General features: G+C 70.5%; 19 protein-coding genes and 7 pseudogenes. 22 read left to right on the forward strand and 4 right to left on the reverse strand.

What is annotated here, in order from left to right:
• The first annotated feature begins 11 nt into the window (after positions 1-11).
• The 13 genes and pseudogenes from rpmB to G7085_RS19250 all read left to right on the forward strand — a co-directional run bounded on the left by rpmB (position 12) and on the right by G7085_RS19250 (position 7,439).
• Positions 12-197, forward strand: a complete 186-nt coding sequence (rpmB, locus tag G7085_RS19200; RefSeq protein ID WP_197512117.1) for a 50S ribosomal protein L28 — start codon at positions 12-14, stop codon at positions 195-197.
• A gap of 96 nt (positions 198-293) precedes the next feature.
• Positions 294-2,511, forward strand: a pseudogene (locus tag G7085_RS19205) (ATP-dependent DNA helicase RecG).
• Positions 2,512-2,622: 111 nt separating this feature from the next.
• A pseudogene (locus G7085_RS31165) lies at positions 2,623-2,783 on the forward strand (RsmD family RNA methyltransferase); the annotation flags it as partial.
• 110 nt (positions 2,784-2,893) lie between these two features.
• Complete coding sequence (locus G7085_RS31170) at positions 2,894-3,145, forward strand: RsmD family RNA methyltransferase (protein ID WP_331715800.1); 252 nt, start codon at positions 2,894-2,896, stop codon at positions 3,143-3,145.
• Positions 3,146-3,186: 41 nt separating this feature from the next.
• The gene (gene coaD, locus G7085_RS19215; RefSeq protein ID WP_197512981.1) at positions 3,187-3,648 is read left to right on the forward strand and encodes a pantetheine-phosphate adenylyltransferase; all 462 of its coding nucleotides are present in this window, start codon (positions 3,187-3,189) and stop codon (positions 3,646-3,648) included.
• An 85-nt stretch (positions 3,649-3,733) separates the two neighbouring features.
• Positions 3,734-4,293 (forward strand): annotated as a pseudogene (locus G7085_RS19220) (YceD family protein).
• Positions 4,294-4,317: 24 nt separating this feature from the next.
• Entirely contained in the window at positions 4,318-4,509 is a 192-nt protein-coding gene (gene rpmF, locus G7085_RS19225) for a 50S ribosomal protein L32 (RefSeq protein WP_197512118.1), read from the forward strand.
• Positions 4,424-5,218 (forward strand): annotated as a pseudogene (gene rnc / locus G7085_RS35620) (ribonuclease III). Before rpmF ends, rnc begins: the two are co-directional and overlap by 86 nt.
• Before the next feature lie 9 nt (positions 5,219-5,227).
• Positions 5,228-5,896 (forward strand): annotated as a pseudogene (mutM, locus tag G7085_RS19235) (bifunctional DNA-formamidopyrimidine glycosylase/DNA-(apurinic or apyrimidinic site) lyase); the annotation flags it as partial.
• Positions 5,818-6,051 (forward strand): zinc finger domain-containing protein, encoded by a 234-nt coding sequence (locus G7085_RS33270; protein WP_331716035.1) that lies wholly within the window; start codon positions 5,818-5,820, stop codon positions 6,049-6,051. The pseudogene mutM and the gene G7085_RS33270, both read left to right, overlap by 79 nt.
• Positions 6,052-6,246: 195 nt before the next feature.
• Positions 6,247-6,384 (forward strand): hypothetical protein, encoded by a 138-nt coding sequence (locus tag G7085_RS19240; protein WP_197512119.1) that lies wholly within the window; start codon positions 6,247-6,249, stop codon positions 6,382-6,384.
• A gap of 11 nt (positions 6,385-6,395) precedes the next feature.
• Positions 6,396-6,890 carry a leucine-rich repeat domain-containing protein gene (locus G7085_RS19245; RefSeq protein ID WP_197512120.1) on the forward strand — a complete coding sequence of 165 codons (495 nt, stop codon included), beginning with the start codon at positions 6,396-6,398 and terminating at the stop codon, positions 6,888-6,890.
• 45 nt (positions 6,891-6,935) lie between these two features.
• Positions 6,936-7,439, forward strand: coding sequence for a PWWP domain-containing protein (locus tag G7085_RS19250; RefSeq protein WP_197512121.1), 504 nt, complete (start codon positions 6,936-6,938; stop codon positions 7,437-7,439).
• Here G7085_RS19250 and G7085_RS19255 read toward each other — a convergent pair.
• Genes G7085_RS19255 through G7085_RS27875 form a run of 4 tightly spaced genes read right to left on the reverse strand, consistent with a single transcriptional unit; the run spans position 7,424 to position 9,703 of the window.
• Positions 7,424-7,666 carry a hypothetical protein gene (locus G7085_RS19255; RefSeq protein ID WP_197512122.1) on the reverse strand — a complete coding sequence of 81 codons (243 nt, stop codon included), beginning with the start codon at positions 7,664-7,666 and terminating at the stop codon, positions 7,424-7,426. The genes G7085_RS19250 and G7085_RS19255 overlap by 16 nt on opposite strands.
• Positions 7,627-8,493, reverse strand: a complete 867-nt coding sequence (locus G7085_RS27865) for a DNA methyltransferase (protein WP_231979722.1) — start codon at positions 8,491-8,493, stop codon at positions 7,627-7,629. Before G7085_RS27865 ends, G7085_RS19255 begins: the two co-directional genes overlap by 40 nt.
• Complete coding sequence (locus G7085_RS27870; protein ID WP_231980704.1) at positions 8,421-9,212, reverse strand: SDR family NAD(P)-dependent oxidoreductase; 792 nt, start codon at positions 9,210-9,212, stop codon at positions 8,421-8,423. Before G7085_RS27870 ends, G7085_RS27865 begins: the two co-directional genes overlap by 73 nt.
• Positions 9,213-9,256: 44 nt before the next feature.
• Positions 9,257-9,703: a hypothetical protein gene (locus tag G7085_RS27875; protein ID WP_231979723.1), complete on the reverse strand. Its 447-nt coding sequence runs from the start codon at positions 9,701-9,703 to the stop codon at positions 9,257-9,259.
• Between the two features lie 257 nt (positions 9,704-9,960).
• On the opposite strand from G7085_RS27875, the pseudogene G7085_RS19270 reads away from it, so the two are divergent.
• The 9 genes and pseudogenes from G7085_RS19270 to ftsY all read left to right on the forward strand — a co-directional run bounded on the left by G7085_RS19270 (position 9,961) and on the right by ftsY (position 15,479).
• A pseudogene (locus tag G7085_RS19270) lies at positions 9,961-10,436 on the forward strand (GtrA family protein).
• Positions 10,437-10,439: 3 nt separating this feature from the next.
• Positions 10,440-10,958 carry an AAA family ATPase gene (locus tag G7085_RS35625; RefSeq protein WP_408647141.1) on the forward strand — a complete coding sequence of 173 codons (519 nt, stop codon included), beginning with the start codon at positions 10,440-10,442 and terminating at the stop codon, positions 10,956-10,958.
• Positions 10,959-12,035: 1,077 nt separating this feature from the next.
• The gene (locus tag G7085_RS33280; protein ID WP_331715802.1) at positions 12,036-12,311 is read left to right on the forward strand and encodes a hypothetical protein; all 276 of its coding nucleotides are present in this window, start codon (positions 12,036-12,038) and stop codon (positions 12,309-12,311) included.
• Between the two features lie 85 nt (positions 12,312-12,396).
• Positions 12,397-13,122, forward strand: a complete 726-nt coding sequence (locus G7085_RS33285; RefSeq protein WP_331715803.1) for a hypothetical protein — start codon at positions 12,397-12,399, stop codon at positions 13,120-13,122.
• Positions 13,100-13,273 (forward strand): hypothetical protein, encoded by a 174-nt coding sequence (locus G7085_RS33290; protein ID WP_331715804.1) that lies wholly within the window; start codon positions 13,100-13,102, stop codon positions 13,271-13,273. Before G7085_RS33285 ends, G7085_RS33290 begins: the two co-directional genes overlap by 23 nt.
• Positions 13,270-13,599 (forward strand): hypothetical protein, encoded by a 330-nt coding sequence (locus tag G7085_RS33295; protein ID WP_331715805.1) that lies wholly within the window; start codon positions 13,270-13,272, stop codon positions 13,597-13,599. Before G7085_RS33290 ends, G7085_RS33295 begins: the two co-directional genes overlap by 4 nt.
• A 109-nt stretch (positions 13,600-13,708) precedes the next feature.
• Positions 13,709-13,960, forward strand: coding sequence for an AAA family ATPase (locus G7085_RS33300; protein WP_331715806.1), 252 nt, complete (start codon positions 13,709-13,711; stop codon positions 13,958-13,960).
• Between the two features lie 106 nt (positions 13,961-14,066).
• The gene (locus G7085_RS19280; RefSeq protein WP_197512124.1) at positions 14,067-14,222 is read left to right on the forward strand and encodes a hypothetical protein; all 156 of its coding nucleotides are present in this window, start codon (positions 14,067-14,069) and stop codon (positions 14,220-14,222) included.
• Between the two features lie 47 nt (positions 14,223-14,269).
• Positions 14,270-15,479 (forward strand): annotated as a pseudogene (ftsY, locus tag G7085_RS19285) (signal recognition particle-docking protein FtsY).
• The last annotated feature ends 2 nt before the right edge of the window (positions 15,480-15,481 follow it).

Below are 15,481 nucleotides of genomic sequence, written 5' to 3' on the forward strand. Positions count from 1 at the left end.
AGGAGATTCCAGTGGCTGCCAAGTGTGACGTCTGCGCCAAGGGACCTGGGTTCGGTCACAACGTGCCGTGGTCGAAGAAGAAGACCAACCGTCGCTGGAACCCGAACATTCAGCGCGTCCGCGCCACCGTCAACGGTGCGTCGCAGCGCGTCAACGTGTGCACCTCCTGCCTGAAGGCTGGCAAGGTCTCGCGCTGAGTCCCTCAACACCCACGTCGATCCGGCGGTCCGCTCAAGCGGGCCGCCGGTTCTTCGTTTTCGGCGCGCGTGCGCGTGGCGCGGCTGTCGGCGCGGATCGGTAGGGTTGCCGGCATGGCGACCTGGCGCACCCCGATCTACCGTGAACTGTCACGCCGTCTGACCGATGTCGTGGGCGGCAAGACCGCCGCCGAGTTCGCGAAGCTCGGGATCACCACGGTCGACGACCTGGTGCGGCACGTGCCCGCCGCTACATCTCCGGCACCGAGATGACCTCGTTCGACCAGTTGCAGGTCGGTGAGGACGTCGCCCTCATCGCCCGGGTGGTGCACTCGGAGGTGAAGCACAGCCGGGGCTCCGGCCGGGTGCAGGCCACCATCACCGACGGGAACGACTACGTCTCCTTATCGTTCTTCTCCAACCGGGAGCATTACCTCGTCCACTGGGCGGGCCAGCTGAAACCGGGGTCGCGCGGAATCTTCGTGGGCAGGATCGGCGTCTTCCAGAGCCAGTTCCAGCTCACGCATCCCGACTTCGTGATGCTCGACGGGGCGCGCATCACCGGTGGCAAGAACGCCACCGCGCGAGCGGCCATGGAGCGCCAGGTGCAGCGCGCGACGCTCGTCGGCCTGTACCCCGCCTCATCCAAGCTGCCCACCTGGGTGATCGCAGAGTCCATCGGGATGGCGCTGCCCGCCCTGCGCGGCGACACGCTGCCCGAATGGATCGTGGAGCGGGCCGGGGTGCTGCCCTTCGAGCAGGCCCTGACCGCGGTGCACGAGCCGACCAACGTTGCGCAGGCCGCCGTCGGCGTCGACCGGCTGCGCTTCGACGAGGCGTTCGGCATCCAGTTGGCCATGGCCACCCGCCGCCGCGAGCTCGCGGGTCAGAAGGCAACGCCGCGCCCACGCCGCGAGGGCGGCCTCCTCAGCGCCTTCGACGAACGACTCCCCTTCACGCTGACCGCCGGGCAGACCGAGGTCGGCGAGACGATCTTCGCCGAACTCGAGGGCGGCTCACCCATGAACAGGCTGCTCCAGGGCGAGGTCGGCTCCGGCAAGACCATCGTCGCGCTCCGCGCCATGCTGGCCACCGTGGACGCCGGTGGGCAGGCGGTGCTGCTCGCACCCACCGAGGTGCTCGCCAAGCAGCACTTCCACACCATCAGCCGGATGATGGGCGACCTGGGGAGGGCCGCAGTCTGGGGCCCACCCGACGCCACCGGCGTCGTCCTGCTGACCGGAAGCCGGTCGACGGCGGCCCGCCGCGAGGCCCTCAACGACATCGTCACGGGCGAGGCCGGCATCGTGATCGGCACCCATGCCCTGCTGAGCGACCCGGTCACCTTCTTCGACCTCGGCCTCGTGGTGATCGACGAGCAGCACCGCTTCGGCGTCGAACAGCGGGCGGCTCTCGCGGCCAAGGCCGAGAACAAACCCCACACGCTGGTGATGACCGCCACCCCGATCCCACGCTCGATCGCGATGACCGTCTTCGGTGACCTCGAGGTGAGCGAGCTCCGGGAGCGACCCGCCGGCCGCCAGAGCGTGCAGACCGTCTTCGTCGACACCCTGAAACACCCCACCTGGGTCGACAGGGCGTGGGAACGCATCCGCGAGGAGGTGTCCGAGGGAAGGCAGGCGTTCGTGGTGTGCCCCGCCATCACCGCCACGCAGGTGGAGGCGGGCATCGAGGCCGACGGCGAGCGCCAACTGGCCGCCGTCGAGGACCTCGCCCCCAGCTCGCCACCGGCCCGCTGAAGGGCCTCAGGGTCGCGGTCGTGCACGGCAGACAGAAGGCCGACGAGCGCGACGACGCCATGGCGGCCTTCGTGGAGGGAAAGCTCGACGTCCTGGTCTCCACCACCGTGATCGAGGTCGGAGTCGACGTGCCCAACGCGTCGGTGATGGTCGTGATGGACGCCGACCGTTTCGGCATCAGCCAGTTGCACCAGCTGCGTGGCCGCATCGGCCGCGGCGGCCACGCCGGGCTCTGCCTGCTGCTCGCGCCGATCCGCGACAACGACGATGCCGTCACGAGGCTCACCGAGCTGGCCGCGACCGACGACGGCTTCGCCCTCGCCGAGCTCGACCTGATGCTGCGCCGCGAGGGGGACGTGCTCGGGGCCAACCAGTCGGGCCGCGGCACCCTGAAGCTGCTGCGGGCCCTCAGCGACGCCGACGTGATCCGCGCCGCGAAGGTGCTGGCCGGGGAGGTGCTCGACGACGAGCGCTCGACGTCGGATCCGCTGCTGGCCGATCTGATGACAAAGGCCGAGGAACTCGCGGCCGGGGAATGGATGGAGAAGTCGTGAGCGACGGGGGAGCGCGGTGAGCCGCATCATCTCGGGCAGCGCCAAGGGGCGTCGGATCGCGACGCCCAAGGGGCGCACACGAGGCCCACCACCGACCGCACCCGCGAGGCTCTGTTCTCCTCCCTCGTCAGCTGGTTCGACGCGGCGGGGGCCGAGCCTCACCTCCAGCTTGCCGGGATCTCGGTGCTCGACCTCTATGCCGGCTCGGGGCGGTGGGGCTGGAGGCGGCGAGCAGGGGCGCGGCGCCGGTGCTGCTGGTGGAGGCCGACCGGCCCACCGCGCGCCTCATCGAGGCCAACGCGCGCGACCTGGGGCTGCGAGCCGAGGTGCGGGCGGCCGGGCGCAGGCCGTCGCCGCGGGGCCGGGGCGGAGCTTCGACCTGGTGTTCCTCGATCCGCCCTACGACGTGGCCACCGAGGATGTGGAGGCCCTGCTCGAGGTGCTGGCAGGCACGGCGGTGGCGGCGCGGGGGCTGGTGGTGGTGGAGCGGTCGTCACGCGACAGGCCCCACGGTGGCCCGCCGCCTTCACCGACACCTGGCAGAAGGCGTACGGCGAGACGACGCTGTACTACGGTTCGGTCGACTGACCCGCGACATCGACCCGTCCGCGTGCGTGGCGCCGGCCCACGGTAGCCTCGACGCAACCGCCCGACAGGAGCCACAGTGAGAGTCCTCTGCCCGGATCGTTCGACCCCATCACGGTCGGGCACCTCGACATCATCCGCCGTGCCCACGCACTGTTCGGTGAGGTCGTGGTGGCCATCGGGAACAACTCGACCAAGAGCTACCTGTTTGACTTCGACGAGCGCGTGGCGCTCGTGCAGGGCGCCACGTCCGACCTTGACGGCATCACGGTGGAGGCCATGGACGGCCTGCTCGTCGACTTCTGCCGCGACCGCGGGATCCCTGCGGTCGTGAAGGGGCTCCGCTTCGGCGCCGACTTCGACTACGAGCTGCAGATGGCCCACATGAACCAGGAGATGGGCGGTGTCGAGACGGTGCTCCTGCCCGCGGCCCGCGAACATGTGACGCTGTCGTCGACGATCATCCGCCAGGTGGTCCGGCTCGGCGGAGACGTTTCGCGGTACGTGCCGGACAACGTCGTGGGGGCGCTGGACGCCCGCTTCCCACGCTGAGCGATTTGGCCGCCCTGCCGCGGGAAGGTAGAGTTGGCGGTCGGTCATGACGAGATTCATGGATGGTCTACGAAGGAGATCCGACGTGTCGCCCGTGCAGTCCCACCCCGATCGCCGTTCGCCCCTCGTTCTCGAGGTGCACGAGCTCGGTCGCAGGGCAGGCGCATTCAAGCGGATCGACACCACGGTGCCTGCGCCTGCCAACCTGGGTATCGACGTGATCGGAGTACCGCAGGACTCCGACATCGAGCTTGATCTCATGCTCCAGTCGGTTTCCGAGGGGGTCCTCGTATCGGGAACCGCGAGCGTGCAGCTGCGCGGTGAATGTGCCCGGTGCCTCGAGATGATCGAGGACGAGGAGACCTTCGACCTGCAGGAGCTCTTCTTCTATCCCGGAAGGGAGATGGAGGAGGACGAGAGCCTCGTCGTGGACGAGACCGTCGACCTCGAGGAGGTCCTGCGGGCCGCCGTGGTGCTCGAGTTGCCGTTCACCCCCTGTGCAGGGATGATTGTCTGGGTCTGTGTCCCGAATGCGGGTTCAGCCTCAACCAGGATCCGGAGCATGGGCACGGCGAGAAGATCGACCCGAGGTGGTCGAAGCTCGCCGAGCTGGGCGGGGACACCCCAACTGACTCTGAGTCGTAAGTCGAAAGACATAAGGAGAAGATCGTGGCCGTTCCGAAGCGGAAGATGTCGCGCAGCAACACCCGTTCGCGCCGTGCGCAGTGGAAGACGACCGTCGTTCCCACCGTGACCTGCGCCAACCCGGCGTGCCGTGAGGCGCACCTCTCGCACACCGCGTGCCCGAGCTGCGGCCAGTACGGTCCCCGCGGGGATCGTCGTCAGGTTCTCGAGGCCTGATCCGCCTGACCGACATCCGCGGGGTTCGCGGGTGAGCAGGCTCCAGGAGCGGCTTTCGGAGCTGGGTGTCGAGGTTGACGCCCAGCTCTTCGAGCTGTCCTTCACCCACCGCAGCTACGCCTACGAGAACGGTGGGATTCAGTCCAACGAGCGACTGGAGTTTCTCGGCGACGCCGTGCTGCAGATCGTCGTCACCGAGCACATCTACCGAACGTACCCGGACCTCAGCGAGGGACAGCTCGCCAAACTCCGCGCCAGCGTGGTGAGCTCCTATGCCCTGGCCGGGGTTGCCCGCAGCCTCGATCTGGGCGAGCACATCCTGCTCGGCAAGGGGAGGTCGCCACGCTCGGCACCGAGAAGACCTCCATCCTGGCCGACACCATGGAGGCCGTGATCGGCTCCATCCACCTCTCCGCCGGCCCCGACGCCGCCGCCCGGTTCGTGCATCGCATCTTCGACCCCCTGATCGAGGCATCCGAGGCCGCCGGCGACTACGCCGACCACAAGACCGTCCTTCAGGAACTGTGTGCCGCACGCGGATGGGGGATCCCCGCTACGACGTCTCCGGCACCGGCCCCGACCACCAGCGTGAGTTCACTGCGGTGGTCATCGTCGACGAGCGGCCCATGGGGAGGGAATCGCCCCGAGCAAGAAGCGTGCGGAGCAGATCGCGGCACGGATCGCCGTCCGGGAGCTCGCGGGTGCCTGAACTCCCGAGGTGGAGGTCGTCCGCCGCGGGCTCGAGAATCACGCGCTCGGACGCACCGTCCGTCGCGTCGGCGTCCTGCACCCGCGCCCCGTCCGCACCCACCCCATCGGCCCGGAGGCGTTCGCCGCCGACCTGACCGGCCGCCGCATCGACGACGTGCGGCGCCGCGGCAAGTTCATGTGGCTCGTCCTCGGCGACGACGCGCTGGTCGTCCACCTCGGCATGAGCGGGCAGTTCCGCGTCAATCAGCCCCGTGACGAGCTCGTGCGCAGCACGCGCGTCCTCCTCAACCTCGACGACGACACCCAGCTCCGGTTCGTCGACCAGCGCATGTTCGGCGGCCTGGACCTGAAGCCGGGCCTCGCGGAGGATCCGGTGCCCCACGTCGCCCTCGACCCGTTCGACCCCGCCTTCGACGAACGGGCGGTCGCGGCGCGGCTCAGGCTCCGCCGCACGGGCGTCAAGCGGGCGATCCTCGACCAGGGCCTGGTGAGCGGGATCGGCAACATCTACGCGGACGAGGCGCTGTGGCGCGCCCGTATCCACTTCGATCAGCCCGCCAACGAGCTCGGCCCCCGCAAGGCGGTCGAACTGCTACGTTGCGCCCGCGCCGTCATGGAGGAGGCGCTGGCCCAGGGCGGCACGTCGTTCGACTCGCTGTACGTCAACGTCAACGGGGAGTCTGGCTACTTCGCCCGCGGTCTCGACGCGTACGGCCGCGAGGGGAGGGCTGCCACCGTTGCGGAACCCCGATCCGGAGGGCGCCGTTCGACGGCCGGTCGTCGCACTTCTGCCCCCGGTGCCAGCCGGCACGGCGTCAGCGCGTCGCGTGAATGTGGCGGCGGGCACGGCCCCTGCCCGGCTCGGGCCGGGAGATCGAGCCTGCTGCGTTTGACGAGAACCCGGGTCGCGCCGTGCAGCGGTCGGGTTGAGCGGCTGTCGAGCCGATGGGTCCGTAGACTCCACGAAATGAGATCGAGCAGCAGCACGACCATGCGGTTCGGGGACCAGCCGCCAGCGCCAAGCGGATGCGCTCCGTCATGACCGATGGTGACGTGCTGCGGATCACTGGCGTCCGCGAGGAATGGGACAGCTTCCGCGTCAACATCGAGGGCGGTGTCTTCGACGCCTCGAAGGTCGCTCCGGGGTGCGCGCGCTCGGGCTGATATCGGTCAGGGTGCCGGCCGGGGAACTGGCGAAGGTCGAGGGCCTGGAGAGCCTGATGGTCAACGGGGGATCCGCGGAGAGCATCGACCTCAGCGGTTGCACGAGTTTGCGCCAACTGATGGTCAGCTCCGTGCGCGGGCTGACAGAGCTGCCTGGCCTCGAGGAGCTGACCACGCTCGAGGAGTTGGACCTCTACGCCCTACCTCAGGTCCGGTCGTTGCCTCCGCTCGGGCGGCTGACCCGCCTGTGGCGGCTCGACCTCGGCTCGATGAAGGGTCTCACCACCGGACTCTCGCCGTTCCTGGCCGCGCCGAACCTCCGCGAGGTCCAGCTGGCGTCCACCTTCACGATCGCCCCCGGCGACGCCGAACTGCTGCGCGACCACGCGCGCGTGGACGGGTTCTCCTGGTGGGACTCCAAGGGCACCCCGCCGATGACGTCGGACGGCTGTACGAGGTGGGTGGCCGCCGGGCGGCCCGGATGCGGAAGTCCGGCCCGCCCCTGAGGACGAGCTGCCACTGCAGCCCCGGCCGAGCTCGCCCCCGAGCGCATGGTGCTGATCCAGGTGGCGTGCAGCGGAGACCAGGGCTACGGCGCCGTCTACCCCCTGTGTGATCTCGGCGACGTGTTGCTGGAGGGCGAGCACGACTACGGGCCGGGACTCCGGCTGATCCGCATCACGTTGTGCCAGGGAACCAGGAGGCCGGACAAGGCCAGGATCAGGCTGCAGCGGGCCAAGGGTGAGCTTGCGATCGAGGTCGCCAGCGAGCTGTCGGAGGATCAGTTCCACCAGGAAGCCGCGAGCCCCGCGCAGTTCGAGCAGGGTGCGCGGGAAGTCGTGGCGGCTCTGGAGGCCGCCCGGGCACGGGTCGCCAAGGAGTTCCCGGAGTTCGCCGTCGACACGCTGCTCGAGCGCCTCCGCGGCGCCAGCCGTCGCCTACCCGCCACACCCGAGGACGTCGCTGGGCTCACCGAAGCCGCCGTGCTGCAGGTCCGGGCCCTCCGCGTCGCGATGTCCCGCCGGGAGGAGGCAGGCCGTCAGCCGCAGCGCTGAGTCTCTCCAGGCAGGCCGTGACGGGCAGCCCCTGAAGACATCCCGGTGTCGGGACGGCCGCGGTCATGCGGGACGACGGAAGACCAGCAGCGCGTCGGCCACCAGGTCATGGGGAGCCGGTCCCAGCCGATGGTGGTGACCCCGGCCGGGTCGAGGTGGGCGGCGAGTATCTGCGCGCAGTCGGCGATCAGCGTCGTCCGGACACCCAGGTGGTCGATGTCGGCCACGTTCCACACCACGAAGCCGCCGGCGCCACGAGCCTCGCACACTGGGCCGCGACGAGGCCGAGCTCCGCCAGGTAACGCCCGTAGTCGCCGCCCTCCAGTTCGTAGGCCGTCAACGGATCGGCCGCGTGGTCGTTGACGGTCATGTAGGGCGGTGAGGTCAGGATCAGGTCGACAGGGCCCGCGGTGAGGCCGCCGACCAGGCGCAGCAGTTCGCGTGCATCACCCTCGACGACGCGGGCTGCGGGCACCAGCTGCCGCACGTGCTCGACACGCTCCGGCAGCAGCTCGACGCCGAGCGCCCGCCTTCCCAGGGCCGCTGCCCGCGCCAGCGTCGTGCCGAACCCCGCAAAGGGATCGAGCACAACCGCGCCCGGCAGGGTGAGGGTCTCTATCACGTGGTCGACGATCCCGGGCAGCATGTGGACGTCCTCGTCCGCGCCGGCGGGCCGAGCGGCGATGAAGTCGGCGTGCGTGGCCGACAGGTCCGGGTCAAGCATGGAGACTCTCACCAGGGCTGGCCGCGTAGTCCTTGAGGAACACCCGTGGACATCCTCCCCGGCCTCCCCGCGGACGATCGGGTCGTAGACGCGAGCCGCGCCGTCCACCAGATCGAGGGGAGCCTTGAAGCCCTCCTCCGCCAGGCGCACCTTGGTGAAGTGCGGTCGTTCGTCGGTGATCCAGCCGGTGTCGACGGCGGTCATGAGGATGCCGTCGGTGGTGAGCATCTCGCCGGCGCTGGTGCGGGTCAGCATGTTCAGCGCGGCCTTCGCCATGTTCGTGTGCGGGTGGCCGGGGCCCTTGTAGCGGCGCGAGAACTGACCCTCCATCGCCGAGACGTTGACCACGTATGTGCGCCTCGCGGGGAGGAGGCCATGGAGGCACGGAGCCGCGAGATCAGCAGGAACGGTGCCGTGGTGTTGCAGAGCTGCACCTCGAGCATCTCCAGCGGGTCGACCTCCTGCACGTGCTGCACCCAGCTGTTGACATGCGTGACATCCGGCACGAGGCCACCCGCGTCGATGGCGCTGCCGTCGGCGTGCCTCTCGAGCGACGAGGAGCCGGCGGTCATCGCCAGCGCCGTCAGGTCGCCCGCCGTCAGGGTCTGCTCCAACCCCTCCGCGACGGTGCCTGCCAGGGCGGCAGTGGAGAGCGTCGGGGTGGGAACGGCCACCCCGTCGACCGAGGCCTGGAGCGACTTCGGGTGCAGCTGGGCGGGTCCGCCGAGCTGCTCGATGGCGGGAAGCGGGCCGTCCGCCAGAAAGGGCTGGTTCTCGGCGTCGACAAGCAGCGAGTACGAGCCGGCGGTGCGGCGCACGGTCTGCGCGGCGTTGTTGATGAGGATGTCCAGCGGGCCCGCCGCTGCGACGCTGTCGGCCAGGGCGATGACCTGCGCCGGGTCACGCAGGTCGATGCCGACGACCTTGAGCCGGTGGAGCCAGTCGGCCGAGTCGGGTAGCGACGCGAAGCGGCGGGCCGCGTCGTTGGGGAAGCGGGTGGTGATGGTCGTGTGGGCGCCGTCGCGCAGCAGCCGCAGCGCGATGTGCATGCCGATCTTGGCGCGGCCGCCCGTCAGGAGGGCGCGGCGTCCGGTCAGATCGGTGCGGGCGTTGCGCTTGCCGTGGCTGAAGGCGGCGCAGGCAGGGCAGAGCTGGTGGTAGAACGCATCGACGCGGGTGTAGTGCTGCTTGCAGATGTAGCAGGCCCGCGACCGCAGGAGCTCGCCTGCGCTGGCCGACTCCACCGCCGTCGTGAGCTCGATCCGCGGGTCTCGTCGTCGATGCGGTCGGGCGCACCCGTCGCGGTCCGTGCGATCACCTCGCGGTCGGCGGCACTGACGGCGTCGCGCACGTCGCGTCGACGCTGCCTGCGCACCGACTTGTACATGGCCGAGGTCGCCTCGCGGAGCGTGTGGAAGTCCGGATGGTCCGCGGGCAGCCGGTGCGCGGTGCCCAGCACACGCAGCGCAACCTCGAGGTCGGCGGGGTCGATGACCGGTGTGGATTCTTCTGGCGCTGCGATGTCGATGAAGTCGGTCACTGGATCGATCCTACGCCAGTGGCAGCTGGACGCCGGTGTCGCAGGCGGGCGGCGGGCCCCGTCCCCGGCCCGACGCGGTGGGTGAGGTTGGCCCTGTCCCACCCGCCCGCCATACTTGAAAGCGCCGGGCCCGTCGGCCCTCAGCTCCACCTGCCGGAAAGGCCCCTGTGATCGACCGCCTCCTACGCCGCTACGGCAACACGGCGCGCCAACTCGTGAAGTTCGCGGTCGTGGGCGGCTCCGGCGTCATCGTCAACATGGTCGTCGCCATCGTGATGAACCGGCTCAACGGCGGCTCGGCCAACAACCAGGACATCATCTTCTCCATCCCGGGCACGCCGTACAACGTGCGCTTCACGGTGCTGGTGTGGATCGTCGCCTTCCTCGTCGCCAACCTCTACAACTTCCAACTCAACCGCTGGTGGACCTTCCGCTCGAGCGGGCACGCGGGCTGGTTCAGGGAGTTCTGGCCGTTCCTGGCCGTCGGGTCGGTGGCGGCGCTCATCGGCATGGTCCTCAAGATCGCCATGACGAACCCGACCAGCCCCTGTACCTGCCCGAACCGTTCTTCCACGAGGAGCGCGGGCTCAACTCGCGCGAGTACTGGTCCCAGCTGATCGCCATCATGATCACCATGCCGATCAACTTCATCGTCAACAAGCTGTGGACCTTCCGCGCCGTGCGGGGCCGACCGGCGCACCGCAACGCGCCCGAGGTCGAGGTCGCCGAATAGACCATGTACCTCAAGAAGCTCACCCTGCGCGGTTTCAAGTCGTTCGCGTCGGCCACGACGCTCGTCTTCGAGCCCGGGATCACGTGTGTGGTGGGCCCCAACGGGTCGGGCAAGTCGAACGTCGTCGACGCGCTCAGCTGGGTGATGGGGAGCAGGGGCCAAGACGCTGCGCGGCGGCAAGATGGAAGACGTCATCTTCGCGGGCACGTCCAGCCGGGCACCGCTCGGCCGCGCAGAGGTCGAACTCACCATCGACAACTCGGACGGTGCGTTGCCGATCGAGTACACCGAGGTGACGATCACCCGCACCATGTTCCGCAGCGGGGGATCCGAGTACGCCATCAACGGCGCGTCCGCCCGGCTCCTCGACGTGCAGGAGTTGCTGAGCGACTCCGGCATCGGCCGCGAGATGCACGTCATCGTCGGGCAGGGCCAGCTCGACGCCATCCTGCAGGCGACCCCGGAGTCGAGGCGCGGGTTCATCGAGGAGGCCGCAGGCGTCCTCAAGCACCGCAAACGTAAGGAGCGGGCGCTCCGCAAGCTCGAGGCGACCCGGGCCAACCTCGACCGGCTCCAGGACCTCGTCTCGGAGCTCGCGCGCCAGCTCAAGCCCCTGGGCAGGCAGGCGCAGGCGGCCAGGAGAGCCGCCGTCATCCAGGCAGAGCTGCGCGACGCGAAGGCCCGCCTGCTCGCCGACGACCTGGCCTCGGAGCAGGGAAGGCTCGAGGCCGAGCTCGCCGACGAGGCCGCGGCGGCGGAGGCCAAGCGCAGGGCAGAGCAGGCGGTGGCGGAGGCGCAGCGTGACGAGGAGGCGGCCGAGCGGCGGCTCAAGGCCGCGGCCGCCGACTTCGATGCGGCCCAGGACCTGTGGTACCAGCTCGCCGGCCTGCGGGAGCGGGTCACCACGACGATCTCCATCGCGGCCGAGAGGATGCGGGCCGGGGACAACCAGCCCACCCTCGACCTCGGGGAAGGGACCCGGAGGCGTTGGAGCGTGAGGCCGCAGAGGTTCGTGCCCGCGAGCAGGCGCTACGGAGCGACGCCGACCGCGGCAACGGCGCGCTCACCGATGCGACGCTCGCACGCAATGCGGCGGAGAAGGCGCACGGGGTGGCCGAGCAGGCCTACTCCGCGGCGCTCCGGGCGGTCGCCGACCGCAGGGAGGGCTGGCCCGCCTGACCGGTCGGGTCAACGCCGTCACTTCACGGCTGGAGGCCTCCGACGAGGAGATCGCCCGGCTCGGGCCAGGCGGGCGGAGGCGCTCGCCCGCGCCGAGGAGGCCGCGGTGTCGTTCCACCGGGTCGAGTCGTCGCTGGCCGGGCTCGGTGCCTCCGAGTCCGACCTCGACGTCGCATACGAGGCGGCGACGGAGACGGTCGCCCTCGCCGAGGCGCGCATCGCCGACCTCCGTGCGCGCGAAGGCGACGCGGTGAGGCGCAGGGCGGCGCTCGAGGCCCGGGTCGAGGCGCTGCTCCTGCTCACCGCAGGCAGGGACGGCTCGGCCGACCTCCTCGGGCGCGGCGACGTCCATGGAAGGCTGTCGGAACTCATCTCGGTGACCCCGGCCACGAGGCCGCAGTCTCCGCGGCGCTGCGCGGCATGGCCGAGGCGGTCGTCGTCGAGGGCCTGGACGGGGCGCTGGCCGCTGCGCGGTTCCTGGATGAGGGCGAGCTCGGTAGGGCACCGCTCGTCGTGGCCGGAGCGACCCGTCCGGCACCACGGACGGCGCTCCCGGGGCCGGCGGTCCGCGACCTGATCGACGCCCCCGCCCCCTCGCCGGAGCGCTCGACCGGCTGCTGGACGGCGTCGTGGCCGTTGCCACCGCGGCGGAGGCGGCCGCGCTCGCAGCCCGGCACGATGACCTCGTCGTGGTGACCGCCACCGGTGACCTCTATTCGTCATGGCTCGTCGAGTCCGGGTCTGAGGGCGGCCCTCGCTGCTCGAGGTCCGGGCACAGCTCGTGGAGGCGCAGGACGCGCTGGCCACCGTCGGGCACGAGGCCGACCGGCTGCGGTTCGAGGCCCAGCAGGTGCAGCCGGCGCTCGAGGAGGCCCGCGCGGCCGAGGCGGATGCCCTGGCCGCGCTGCACGCCTCCGATGCGCAGCTCGCGGCGGTCGCCGACCAGCTCGGTTCCCACCGGCAGGCGCAGGCCACCGCGCTCACCGAGACGGGTCGCCTGGACGAGGCCATCGAGGCGGCCAACCTCGCCCGGGTCCGCGACGAGGAGTCGCTTGCCGAGCTCACCGACCGGCTCGAGGCTGCCTCGGTCGAGGAGACGGCCGAGCCTGATCCACCGAGCGGGACGCCCTCGCGGCGCAGGCGAGGCGGGCGAGGCAGGCGGAGATGGAGGCGCGGCTCGTGCTGCGCGGCGTGGAGGAACAGATCAAGGCCATCTCCGGTCGCGCCGAGTCGCTCCAGCGGGCCGCCCAGCACGAGCGTCAGTCGCGGGCGAAGGCCCAGCGGCGGGCCGAGGAGCTCCGCAGGGAGGCGCAGGTCGCCCGGGCCGTCCACAGCGCTGCGCAGGGCTGGCCGACCGCGTCGAGGCGGCGCGGGAGAAGGCCGCCGCCCAGCGCGACGCGGCCGACCAGGCACGCAGGGACGCCGAGGCGGGAACGACCCGGGCGCGGCACGCGGCCAAGGCCGCCGACGCACGGCTGGACGAGATGGTCCGCGGCGCGCACCGTGATGAGATGGTGCGGATCGAGCACCGGATGCGGATCGAGCAGCTGGCCGACCGGGCCCTGAGCGACCTGGGGCTCGCCCCGGAGGTGCTCCTCGCCGAATATGGGCCCGACCGGCCGGTGCCGGTCCTGACCCGCCCGACGGCACGGCGTTGACGGTCGACGACGAGCAACCCGAGCCCGAGGCGTTCGACCGGGACAGGCAGACGGCCCGGCTCAGGGCGGCCGAACGCAACCTCGCTGTCCTCGGTCGGGTCAACCCCCTCGCACTCGAGGAGTTCGACGCGATGACGGCGCGGCACCGGTTCCTTGTCGAACAGCTCGAGGACCTCAGGCAGACCCGCTCCGATCTGATTGACCTCGTGGCGGAGGTCGACCGGCGCGTCGAGGAGGTGTTCGCGGCCGCCTACACCGACGTGGAGGCGAGCTTCCGGTCGGTGTTTTCCCGGCTCTTCCCCGGGGAGAGGGCAGGCTGGTCCTGACCGATCCCGGGACCTGCTCACCACCGGCGTCGACGTCGAGGCGCGTCCCGCAGGTAAGCAGGTCAAGAGGCTGTCGCTGCTCTCGGGCGGCGAGCGCTCGCTCGTGGCGGTGGCCTTCCTGGTCGCCCTCTTCATCGCCCGGCCGAGCCCGTTCTACATCCTCGACGAGGTGGAGGCGGCGCTCGACGATGCGAACCTCGGCCGTCTGCTCGGCATCTACGAGGAACTGCGGGCCAACTCGCAACTGCTGATCATCACCCACCAGAAGCGGACGATGGAGATCGCCGACTCGCTCTACGGCGTCACCATGCGCGGGGACGGGATCTCGACCGTCGTGTCGCAGCGGCTGTCCGAGTCCTGACGCGCCACGCCCGGAGTCGGGGGTTCGGCCGTCCCGATGGCAGACTGGGGCAACCCGAGCCTGGAGGCCATCAATGGTTGCAGCCATTTTTCTTCTCATCATCATCGTGGCCGCCGTCGCAATCCTGCTGGTGGTCGGCGTGGCCTCGGGCGAACTCCAGATCAAGCACCGCAAGGTCGAGAAGTTCGCGATCCGCGCCAACCAGACCATGAACGGCAAGGGCGAGGTGCCCCAGTTCCTGAAGGGCCTCGACGACCGCTGAGCCGCCGCCGCAGAGGCCCGCAGCTGCCCGTCCCCTAGGATGAGCGCGTGTGGATTTTCTGGACAGTAGTTTCCATCATCGGCATCGCCGTCATCCTCGGCGGCGCGATCGTCTACTTCGACGGCCGTAGGCAGCGCGCGCTCGACCGCGTGGACAGGCCCGAGCTCGCGGAGAAGGCCGAGGGCGCCGACGTCGTCGTGGCCGAACCCGAGCCGGAGGAGGTGCCAGGGCTCCAACCGGTCGAGGTGCCCGGTGAGCCGACTCCTGCCGAGGAGACCGCCGTCCTCCCCGAGCCGGAGCCGGAGCCGGAGCCGGAGCTTGACCACCCGGAGGCGCCCGTTAGTCGGTGGGCCCGGCTCCGCCGCCGCCTGTCGTCCAGCAACAACGCGCTCGCGCGGGCGCTGGCCGATCTTCTCGCCGTCGACAAGATCGACGCGGACGTGTGGGACGACTTCGAGACCACGCTGATCACCTCCGACCTCGGTGTCGGCCCGCCACAGAACTGACCGACGCCCTCCGCAGGCGACTCGCGGTCGACGGCATCGCCGACCCGGCACAGGCCCGTGAGGTCCTCTTCGAGGAGCTGCTGAAGCTGGTCGACCCCAGCCTCGACCGCTCCCTCAACCTCACCCCGGCCATCGAGGGCGATCCTGCGGTCGTGCTCGTGGTCGGCGTCAACGGCACAGGCAAGACCACCACGGTCGGCAAGCTGGCCCGCGTGCTCGTCGCCGAGGAGAGGTCCGTCGTGCTCGGCGCGGCGGACACCTTCCGCGCGGCCGCCGCCGAGCAGCTCGCCACCTGGGGTGAGCGCGTCGGTGTCGAGACCGTCCGCAGCGATGTCGACGGCGCCGACCCCGCGTCCGTGGCCTTCGACGCCGTGGCGAAGGGCGTCACCGACGGCGTCGACGTCGTGATCGTTGACACCGCAGGCCGACTCCACACGAAGACCGGCCTGATGGACGAACTCGGCAAGGTCAAGCGCGTCATCGAGAAGAAGGCGCCCGTCACCGAGGTGCTCCTCGTGCTCGACGCGACCACCGGTCAGAACGGCATGACGCAGGCCCGGATCTTCGCCGAGGTCGTCGACGTCACGGGCATCGTGCTCACCAAGCTCGACGGCTCCGCCAAGGGCGGCATCGTGGTCCAGGTACAGCGCGAGCTGGGCGTCCCCGTCAAGCTCGTCGGCCTCGGCGAGGGAGTCGACGACCTGGCGCCGTTCGACCCGAGGGCTTCGTCCAGGGCATCCTCGGCGAGTAGCG

The sequence above is a fragment of the Tessaracoccus coleopterorum genome (assembly GCF_011174705.1).
In the GTDB taxonomy this organism is placed as follows: domain Bacteria; phylum Actinomycetota; class Actinomycetes; order Propionibacteriales; family Propionibacteriaceae; genus Arachnia; species Arachnia coleopterorum.